This is a genomic window from Spirulina subsalsa CS-330, from assembly GCF_028330765.1.
Taxonomy (GTDB): Bacteria; Cyanobacteriota; Cyanobacteriia; order Cyanobacteriales; family Spirulinaceae; genus Spirulina; species Spirulina subsalsa_A.
In genome coordinates, this window is record NZ_JAQMTY010000078.1 from 1 (window position 1) to 9,736 (window position 9,736).

The following is a 9,736-nucleotide window of genomic DNA, read 5'->3' on the forward strand; positions in this document are numbered from 1 at the left end:
CAGGATAAATCAATGGCGTTAGTCGTTGAGCCTAGCAACCCTCTGCAACTCTCGTTGTTTGAGTGGATAAATGGTCAGGTAACTGGCTGTTCAGAATCCCCCACTATAGCCCGTAGGGTTTAGTGGGGGAGTATGTCAATCGGATTTCCAAGCCGATCCCTGGATCGAGCAATCCTAAATCAGATCGGGACAGGCAAGGGGCTTAAGCCCCTTGTTTCTCAAGGCTGAGGGTTTCAAACTCAAATAGGATTGCGATCGTCAAGGCTTCAGGGCAATCGGTTGATTTGATGAATCTTGCTCTGCTTAAAACCGAGATTTTGTCCCTCATCCGCGCCAAATCTTAACCCGTGATCAGATTCTTGAACATGTTTGGGGATATGACTTTATGGGAGATTCTAATATTATTGAAGTGTATGTGCACTATCTACGTTTGAAATTAGAAGCTGAGGGCGAGTCTCGCCTCATTCAGACGGTGCGTGGGGTGGGCTATGTCCTGAGAGATGAGTGATTGACCCTCAATGATTGACTGTCAAAACAACGGTGCAATCAGACCCGTTAATTGTTGCATCACCATACTCCGCTGCAAAAATACTGCTCCCCGTCGAGTCCCGATGTTGGGGCGCGATCGCACCTGTTTCAGAGAGGGTAATCAGTACAAATAGACTCACAAGAGTGATCGTACACCAGTTCTATCGTTCATGGGTCTGAATTTTGGGTCACTCAAGGGTGCGGCTCCGGAAAGGCGCGATCGCATCACGAGATACCCCGCAGCAGGAGCAAATCCAGTTACAGTTGATTATTAGGATGATTAAACCTGCGTTACAGAACAGAACATAAATATGCACTTAAGCGAAGTCACTCACCCCAATCAGTTGCACGGCCTTTCCCTCCGGCAACTGGAAGAAATTGCGCGGCAAATTCGGGAAAAGCATCTGCAAACGATCGCGGCTAGTGGTGGACATCTCGGCCCCGGTTTGGGAGTGGTGGAACTCACCCTAGCCCTCTATCAAACCTTGGATTTGGATCAGGATAAAGTCCTGTGGGATGTGGGCCACCAAGCCTATCCCCACAAATTGATCACCGGACGTTACAACGACTTCCACACCCTGCGCCAAAAAGACGGGGTGGCGGGCTATCTCAAACGCTCCGAAAGTCGGTTTGATCACTTTGGGGCGGGCCATGCTTCGACGAGTATTTCTGCTGCTTTGGGAATGGCGATCGCCCGCGATCTGGCCGGTGAAGATTATAAATGTGTCGCGATCATCGGCGATGGCTCCCTCACCGGTGGGATGGCCCTTGAAGCCATTAACCACGCCGGACACCTGCCCCACACCCGCCTCATGGTTGTCCTCAACGACAACGAAATGTCCATCTCCCCCAACGTCGGCGCGATCTCCCGCTACCTCAACAAAGTCCGCCTCTCCGACCCGATGCAATTCCTCTCCACCAACCTTGAGGAACAATTGCGCCACCTGCCCTTCGTCGGCGACACCATTACCCCCGACATGGAACGCCTCAAAGAGAGCATGAAACGCCTCACCGTCCCCAAAGTGGGCGCAGTGATCGAGGAACTCGGCTTTAAATATTTCGGCCCCGTCGATGGTCACAACCTCGAAGAACTGATCAGCACCTTCCACCAAGCCCATAAAATGCCTGGGCCCGTCCTCGTTCACGTTTCCACCACCAAGGGCAAAGGGTATGCGATCGCCGAAAACGACCAAGTCGGCTACCACGCCCAATCCCCCTTCGACCTCACCACCGGCAAAGCCTACCCCAAGAAAAAACCCACCCCCCCCAGCTACTCCAAAGTCTTCGCCCACACCCTCACCACCCTCGCCGCCAATAACCCCAAAATTGTCGGCATCACCGCCGCCATGGCCACGGGCACAGGTCTCGACAAATTGCAGCAAAAATTACCCAAACAATATATTGATGTGGGCATTGCGGAACAACATGCCGTTACCCTCGCCGCTGGGATGGCCTGCGAAGGCGTGCGCCCCGTCGTCGCCATCTATTCCACCTTCCTGCAACGGGCCTACGACCAAGTCATCCATGATGTCTGCATTCAAAAACTCCCGGTGTTCTTCTGCATCGATCGCGCTGGCATCGTTGGCGCAGACGGCCCCACCCACCAAGGCATGTACGACATCGCCTATCTGCGTTGCCTGCCCAACCTGGTGATCATGGCCCCCAAAGACGAAGCCGAATTGCAGCAAATGGTGGTCACCGGCGTGAACTACACCAACGGCCCGATCGCGATGCGCTATCCTCGCGGCAATGGTGTGGGCGTGCCGCTGATGGAAGATGGCTGGGAGCCTCTCGAAATTGGCAAAGGTGAAATCCTGCGCAATGGTGATGATCTGCTGCTCTTGGGCTATGGCTCCATGGTGCAAACAGCGCTCCAAGTCGCGGAACTCTTGGGTGAGCATGGCATCGGCGTGACGGTGATCAATGCTCGCTTTGTGAAGCCCCTCGATACGGACTTAATCGCACCCTTAGCCCAACGGATCGGCAAAGTGGCCACCCTAGAAGAGGGCTGTCTACCGGGTGGATTCGGTTCAGCTGTGCTTGAAGCCTTGCAAGACCATGATATTCACGTCCCCGTGAAACGCTTCGGTGTCCCGGATATCCTCGTCGATCACGCCACCCCCGATCAGTCCAAAACGGATCTGGGCTTAACGGGTTCCCAAATCGCCGAGCAACTGCGTACCATCTTTTTCTCGGCAGAGAAATCTTCAGCAACAGTGTAAGTTCTTTACCCGGTCACATTGTTTGTGATCGGGGTCTTCGTAAACAAAAAAAAATTATGGATAGTAGTACTCTGACAATGTCTCACAATGAGCATTTAAATTCAAGTTCATTGAAAAAGTTTACAATTAACGGATTATTTGGATTTAAAAATGTAGAAATCTCTTTTGAGAAACAATCTATAATTTTAATTGCTGAAAATGGAGCAGGAAAGACAACCATTTTAAATGCTTTATACTATTCAATTTCACGTAATTTCTCCAAATTAAAAACCATTGATTTTGATTCAATTATTCTGGATTTTGAATCGGCAGCCAGTGTTACAATCAAAAAAGATGAATTAGTTGATGATTTAATTGAATTTGATATCCTTAGAAAGTATTTGCCTACACGCGAAATATTATCGCTGCAAAGATTGTCAGAGCGAGGAATGTCATATCATTATATTCTTCGACGAGCAGAAATGTTGTTAACAAGATACACAAGATTTTCAAGAAAAGAAATTTCTGAATTATTAGAGTCTCACTTTACAAATGATTCTGGAGTTATCGAAAAAGAAAATAGTACAACTCGAGAAAATGCAAATGAATGTGTTTTATATTTTCCAACTTACAGGAGAATCGAAGAAGATCTTAATAGCTTAGGCTATCAAAATGACGAATTCAATGAAAGTTTCTTGGGAAAAGAAGAAAGCCTTATTCAATTTGGAATGAATGATGTTGTCGAAAAAATCGATAAGATAACACAAGAAATTAAAGATTCTGCACTAAATCTGTTTTCCAAAGTAACCGGTGAAATGCTGACCCAGTTTGTAGATAATGAAGCGGTCACACTAGAAATGAGACAAAGCCTTAAACCAGATACATTGAAAATTATTTTAGGTCGTGTAGGAGAGAAAAATATTTCTAAAGAAAACAGAAAGAAAATCGAAGATCTGGTGAATTCTGAAAGAATAAATAATTCTGAAAATAATCAATTAGTATATTTTCTGTTTAAGCTTCTCAGTCTTTATGAGCAACAAAAGAAAAAAGATGAATCAATTAAGAATTTTGTTGAAATCTGCAATCAATATCTCAGTCGAAAGAAATTAATTTATGATGAAGTTAATGTAAAAATATATATCACGCAGACCGAAGAAGATCGGAAAATTAAATTTAAATACTTATCTTCAGGAGAAAAGCAAATTATTTCGATTTTCTCTAAAATATATCTCGAAGAAAATGCAAAAGACTTTATTGTGTTATTTGATGAGCCAGAGCTTTCATTGTCTATCGAATGGCAAAGGCTTTTACTGCCAGATATTTTGAGATCCGGCAAATGTAAACTTTTAGTTGCCGTTACCCATTCCCCTTTCATTTTTGATAATGAGCTTAATCTAAATGCTCATGATCTAAATAGCTTTGTAAAGGAGTAATAAATGTCTGTTGACCAACTAAGGCAGTCTCGTGAAACTGCTACTGCTATTTTTATGCAATTCTCTAGGTTATTTAATAATAGAAGAGATAACTTATTTTGCTTTTTTGAAGGAAAAGATGCTCCATATTATGGAATTAGAATAAAAAATATTACCTGCATAGAAAATCCCCAAGCAATCCAATGTCAAGGGAAGAAAAATGTACGTAATTTGCACAGAATGATTTCAGCTAAGGCATACTATCAATCAGCGAAACTAGCTTACTTTATTGATCGAGATTTTGATAATAGTATCGCTGAAGAAGGGTTGCAAGGCATTATTTATGAAACTCCATGTTACTCAATCGAAAACTTTTATACCTCAATAAATAGCTTCAAATCTCTCCTTAAAGAAGAATTCGGTTTACAAGAATCAGATGCAGATTTTGAACAATGCTTAAATCTTTACAAGGACAGGCAAGCAGAATTTCATAGTGCTGTTGAAACTCTTAATGCTTGGATCGCTTGCCAGCGAGAAATCTCTAGTGATATCAAGTTATCAAAAATCAAAATATCAAAAGACATTAAAATCACATTATCAAGTGTTATGAATACATACACGCATGAAGACTTAGAAAGAAAATTCCCTGAAGCACCACCTATTTCACCCGATCAACTCCAAGAAAAGAAGCAAACTTTAAATTCAAAAAATCCTCAATGCAGTTTTAGAGGAAAATTTGAAATTGAATTTCTAAGGAAATTTATCACTCAACTTGTGGAAGATGCAAACAAAATAACTCCACAATACTTTCATGAAAAACGCTCAGTACAATTATCAATTCCAGGATCGGAAATTATACCTAGGCTCTCCCAACATGCCGATACACCTGATTGCTTGCGTGCTTATTTGTTGCAATTCAAGGTAGAGCGATAGCAAACATAAATTCAAAAGAAGTTGAATTCCTGATTTACTGCGGGCTTATCATTGACTCCCCCCGTAACTCGCGCTAACTTAATCAAGAAATGGGAGACGATCGCGCCCAATCTGACTTCGCCAAAGCCTCAGAACTGTGGGAACCTGGTCAAATCGATGCCCCCAAGCAAATCGAACGAGTCCGTGCTTCCATGAGACATCCACTGTAGAAATAGTGAATCGGAAATAACCATGACCTCAGCAATCCAAATACATCACCAATGAAAAAGGCGATCGCATAGGTGTGATGCTCGATATAGCTGCCTATGAACAACTGAGCCAACCCCTCGCTGCTGAACCCAAATGAATGCTGCGCTTATTGCCATACCGCAGAATCTTTGGTGGTCACGACCTTACTGAATCCACACTCGGAAACTCTGGGCTAAATTTAATGAACATCCACCGCAAGGTGATGGTATAGAACTCAGATTCAAAAGCGGGTAGCGAGAATCGAACTCGCAACTAAAGCTTGGGAAGCTTTCGTTTTACCACTAAACTATACCCGCATGGATTACCGACTATAGCAGATGATGCGCCGGGGCGACAAGGGGGCGCGATCGCTGGCTCCGCGATCGCTGGCTGCGCGATGGGTGGCTGCGCGATCGCACTCTAGGGATCAGACATCACCCCAAGGGCGATCGCGTTAAGGCACAATCAACACCGGACAAGGCGAGAGATTAATCACGCGGTTGGTGACACTTTCCGAGGCTCCCTCGTCCGTGAGACCCACACCGCGACAGCCCATAATGATTAAATCTGCCTCCATATCATCGGCTACATCGCAGATCGTGAAGGACACTTTGCCCTCTCGTTCGACGGTTTCAGCATCGAGACCCTGTTCCGTGAACAGCGTTTTTGCTCCCGCCAAGAGTTTCGCGACAGCCTCATGGGAGGTCATCACGGCACTCGCTTCCGCGTCTGGCTCCGGGGGTTCGACGACGGAGAGTAAAATCAGGCGGCTTTGATAGGTTTTGACCAGATTCGCCACAGTCTCCACAGCATGGCGGGTTTCTCGACTTTGATCGATGGGAAAGAGGATGGTTTTAAACATGGTTTGGTATCTCCAGTACACCTACTCCGGTAAAATCGGCTAGGAAGCGATCGCGGCTCACAGTGAGCCAGCCCAAAATCCCTAGTCTGATCGCACAGTCATACATCAATAGAATAGAACGCAATTTAGGAGGATATTTAGGATGGCCAAGAAAACAGTAGCAAATTTAACAGATGCAGAAGTAGCCGGTAAGCGCGTGCTCGTCCGGGCTGACTTCAATGTGCCCAAAGATGATCAAGGCGCGATCACCGATGATACCCGGATTCGTGCTGCTCTGCCGACGATTCAAACCCTGATTGACAAAGGCGCGAAGGTGTTGCTCTCTAGCCACATGGGTCGTCCGAAGGGCAAGGTGAATGAAGGGATGCGCCTCACCGCTGTGGCGGCTCGCCTGGGTGAATTGCTCGGCAAAGAGGTGAAGATGTGCAGCGATTGCATCGGCGATGCGGTGTCTAGTGTGGTGGCAGGCATGGCCAATGGTGATGTGGCGCTCTTGGAAAATGTGCGCTTCTACGCCGAAGAAGAAGCCAATGACCCCGCCTTTGCCGAAAAATTAGCCGCCAATGCGGATCTCTACGTGAACGATGCTTTTGGGACGGCTCACCGTGCCCATGCGTCCACGGAAGGGGTGACGAAATACCTCAGCCCCAGTGTGGCCGGGTTGTTGATCGAAAAGGAATTGGCCTATCTCCAAAATGCGATCGACAATCCCCAGCGTCCCCTGGCGGCGATCATCGGTGGCTCGAAAGTGTCGAGCAAAATCGGCGTGATCGAAACCCTGTTGGATAAGTGCGATACGCTCTTGATCGGCGGTGGGATGGTGTTCACGTTCTACAAGGCGCGGGGCTTGGCTGTGGGTAAGTCGTTAGTCGAAGAAGACAAGCTCGATTTAGCGAAGGAACTCGAAGCCAAGGCGAAGGAAAAGGGCGTGAATCTGTTGCTGCCCACGGATGTGGTGGTGGCGGACAATTTCGCCCCCGATGCGAAGGCTCAAACCGTGAGTGTGGAAGCGATTCCCGATGGTTGGATGGGTCTCGATATTGGCCCCGATTCGGTGAAAACCTTCCAAGCGGCCTTAGAAGAGTGCAAATGTGTGATTTGGAACGGGCCGATGGGCGTGTTTGAATTTGAAGCGTTTGCAGCCGGAACGGAAGCGATCGCCCACACCCTCGCCGACCTCACCCCCAAAGGCACGATCACGATTATCGGCGGCGGTGATTCTGTGGCTGCCGTGGAAAAAGTGGGCGTGGCGGAGAAAATGAGCCACATTTCTACCGGCGGCGGTGCGAGCCTCGAACTCCTCGAAGGCAAGGTGCTCCCCGGTATTGCGGCGCTGGACGAGGCCTAAACGGGGCATGGAGACCATGCCCCTACATGAACCTTTGACCATGGATCTCTCGTAGGGGTTTGGTCGCCAAACCCCCAACGTTTGTCACGATCGCACCACGGCCACTTCGCCCTGGCGCGATCGCACCTCCAAATGCACCAGCAGCGCATTAATATCCGCCGGATTCACCCCCCCAATCCGCGAGGCTTGCCCCACCGTTAAGGGGCGCACCTTCGCCAACTTTTCGCGGGATTCCATCGAAAGGGTACTAATGGCGAAATAGTCTAAATTCTCCGGGAGTTTCCGGTTTGCACTGCGGGCCACCTGGTCAATTTGGGTCTGTTGGCGTTGGATATAGCCGGAATATTTAATCTCAATTTCCGCCCCGTCTTTTTCTACTTTATTTAAGTCAGGATTACCTAAGCCATAACGGTCTAAATCGGCATAATGAATGCCTGGCCGCCGCAGAAGATCGGCGAGAGCGATCGCACCTTTAATCTTTTGATTCGTCTCCGCCATAATCTGTTGACCCGTCGGCTCATATTCTTTAACCCGATTCGTAGCAAGACGATCTTTTTCGGCGGCAATATTGGCATATTTGCGTTGGAACAATTCCCAGCGGCGATCGCCAATTAAGCCAATCTCCCGACCCAAGGGCGTTAACCGTTGATCCGCATTGTCCGATCGCAAAATCAAGCGATATTCCGATCGCGACGTGAGCATCCGATAGGGTTCCCGTAACTCTTTCGTACAAAGATCATCAATCAACGTGCCGATATAACTCTGTTCACGGGGGAAAATAATCATCTCTTTGCCTTGGGCAAAGCGCACGGCATTTACCCCCGCCACAAATCCCTGGGCCGCCGCTTCTTCATAGCCCGTCGTGCCATTCACCTGGCCCGCTGAAAAGAGCCCCGCAATTTTTTTTGTCATTAACGTCGGGTAACATTGCGTTGCTGGGAGATAGTCATATTCCACCGCATAGGCAGGGCGCAACATCGTACAGTGTTCCAACCCCGGCAACGTCCGCAATAATTCCAATTGCAACCGTTCCGGCAAGCCCGTCGAAAAGCCTTGAATATACAATTCTGGAATATCTCGCCCTTCCGGTTCAATGAAAATTTGGTGCGATTCTTTATCGGCAAACCGCACGATTTTATCTTCAATACTGGGGCAATAGCGCGGCCCTTTCGAGTCAATAAAGCCGCCGTAAATCGGTGTTAAATGTAAATTATCCCGGATTAATTGATGGGTCGCCGCCGTGGTGCGCGTCAGATGACAATTCATCTGTTCCCGCTCGATCCACACCTCCGGATCAAAACTAAACCAGCGCACTTCCTCATCGGGGGGTTGCACTTCCATGACGCTAAAATCGACGCTGCGGCGATCAACGCGGGCCGGGGTTCCGGTTTTGAGGCGATCGGTTTCAAATCCCATCCGGTTCAGGGTTTCCGTCAACCCCACGGCGGCAAATTCCCCCGCCCGGCCCGCTGGCATTGATTGATTCCCAATCCAAATCGTGCCGCCTAAAAATGTGCCGGTGGTCAATACTACGGCTTTCGCGGCGAAGCAGGTTCCAAAATAGGTCTGCACCCCTAAAACCTCATCATTGGGGCCAAGAATTAAATCTGTGGCCATGCCTTCACGGATGGCGAGATTCTCTTGGTTTTCGACGATGCGGCGCATCACTTGGGCGTATTCCCGTTTATCGGTTTGGGCGCGGAGGGCCCAAACTGCGGGGCCACGGGAGGAGTTTAAGACCCGTTTTTGCAGATAGGTGCGATCGCTCATCTTACCGATCTCGCCCCCCAACGCATCAATCTCGTGGGTCAATTGCGATTTTGCCGGGCCGCCCACCGCCGGATTGCAGGGTTGCCACGCAATCTTATCCAGGTTCAAGGTCAGCATCAGCGTCCGACAGCCCAACCGCGCCGCCGCCAAGGCCGCCTCACACCCAGCATGGCCAGCACCAATGACAATGACCTCAAATTCATCTTGAAAGTCCACAGGGGTTAACACAGTCATGGCGACAAACACATACAGATCAGTCCCCTATTGTAGCGAGATTTTTCATTCCACCGAGGCGGAACGGTAGCCCTATCAATGGAGTGCATCCCAGTTATGCAATCCCTCACCCAACCCTCTCCCTCAGGAGAGGGCTTTTGGCTCCTTTCTCCTGCGGGAGAAGGGCTGGGGATGAGGGTGCTCCCTGGCGAGCCATGGGAATCTGCAAAAGTGGGATGCA

Annotated in this window: 7 protein-coding genes, 1 tRNA gene and 1 pseudogene; 5 read left to right on the top strand and 4 right to left on the bottom strand. The window is 48.4% G+C overall.

What is annotated here, in order from left to right; genetic code table 11:
• Window positions 1–319: 319 nt before the first annotated feature.
• Window positions 320–508, top strand: a pseudogene (locus PN477_RS05180) (winged helix-turn-helix domain-containing protein); the annotation flags it as partial.
• Between the two features lie 7 nt (window positions 509–515).
• Here the strand turns inward: PN477_RS05180 and PN477_RS05185 are convergent.
• Window positions 516–668 carry a hypothetical protein gene (locus tag PN477_RS05185; protein ID WP_272118656.1) on the bottom strand — a complete coding sequence of 51 codons (153 nt, stop codon included), beginning with the start codon at window positions 666–668 and terminating at the stop codon, window positions 516–518.
• A 171-nt stretch (window positions 669–839) separates the two neighbouring features.
• On the opposite strand from PN477_RS05185, the gene dxs reads away from it, so the two are divergent.
• From dxs to PN477_RS05200, 3 genes are read left to right on the top strand one after another with little or no spacing between them, the layout of a single operon-like run.
• A complete protein-coding gene (gene dxs, locus PN477_RS05190; protein ID WP_272118658.1) occupies window positions 840–2,750 on the top strand; it encodes a 1-deoxy-D-xylulose-5-phosphate synthase in 1,911 nt (636 codons plus the stop codon).
• Window positions 2,751–2,806: 56 nt separating this feature from the next.
• Window positions 2,807–4,162 (top strand): AAA family ATPase, encoded by a 1,356-nt coding sequence (locus tag PN477_RS05195; RefSeq protein WP_272118660.1) that lies wholly within the window; start codon window positions 2,807–2,809, stop codon window positions 4,160–4,162.
• Window positions 4,163–4,165: 3 nt separating this feature from the next.
• Window positions 4,166–5,074 (top strand): DUF4435 domain-containing protein, encoded by a 909-nt coding sequence (locus tag PN477_RS05200; RefSeq protein ID WP_272118662.1) that lies wholly within the window; start codon window positions 4,166–4,168, stop codon window positions 5,072–5,074.
• Window positions 5,075–5,548: 474 nt separating this feature from the next.
• Here the strand turns inward: PN477_RS05200 and PN477_RS05205 are convergent.
• Both PN477_RS05205 and PN477_RS05210 read right to left on the bottom strand, forming a co-directional pair.
• Window positions 5,549–5,619 (bottom strand) — tRNA-Gly (locus PN477_RS05205).
• 137 nt (window positions 5,620–5,756) lie between these two features.
• Complete coding sequence (locus PN477_RS05210; RefSeq protein WP_272118664.1) at window positions 5,757–6,164, bottom strand: universal stress protein; 408 nt, start codon at window positions 6,162–6,164, stop codon at window positions 5,757–5,759.
• Between the two features lie 142 nt (window positions 6,165–6,306).
• Here PN477_RS05210 and PN477_RS05215 point away from each other — a divergent pair, with 142 nt between their 5' ends.
• On the top strand, window positions 6,307–7,512 hold the full coding sequence (locus tag PN477_RS05215) for a phosphoglycerate kinase (protein WP_272118666.1): 1,206 nt from the start codon (window positions 6,307–6,309) through the stop codon (window positions 7,510–7,512).
• Between the two features lie 84 nt (window positions 7,513–7,596).
• On the opposite strand, the gene mnmG is transcribed toward PN477_RS05215, so the two are convergent.
• Window positions 7,597–9,516, bottom strand: coding sequence for a tRNA uridine-5-carboxymethylaminomethyl(34) synthesis enzyme MnmG (mnmG, locus tag PN477_RS05220; protein ID WP_272118667.1), 1,920 nt, complete (start codon window positions 9,514–9,516; stop codon window positions 7,597–7,599).
• Window positions 9,517–9,736 lie beyond the last annotated feature (220 nt).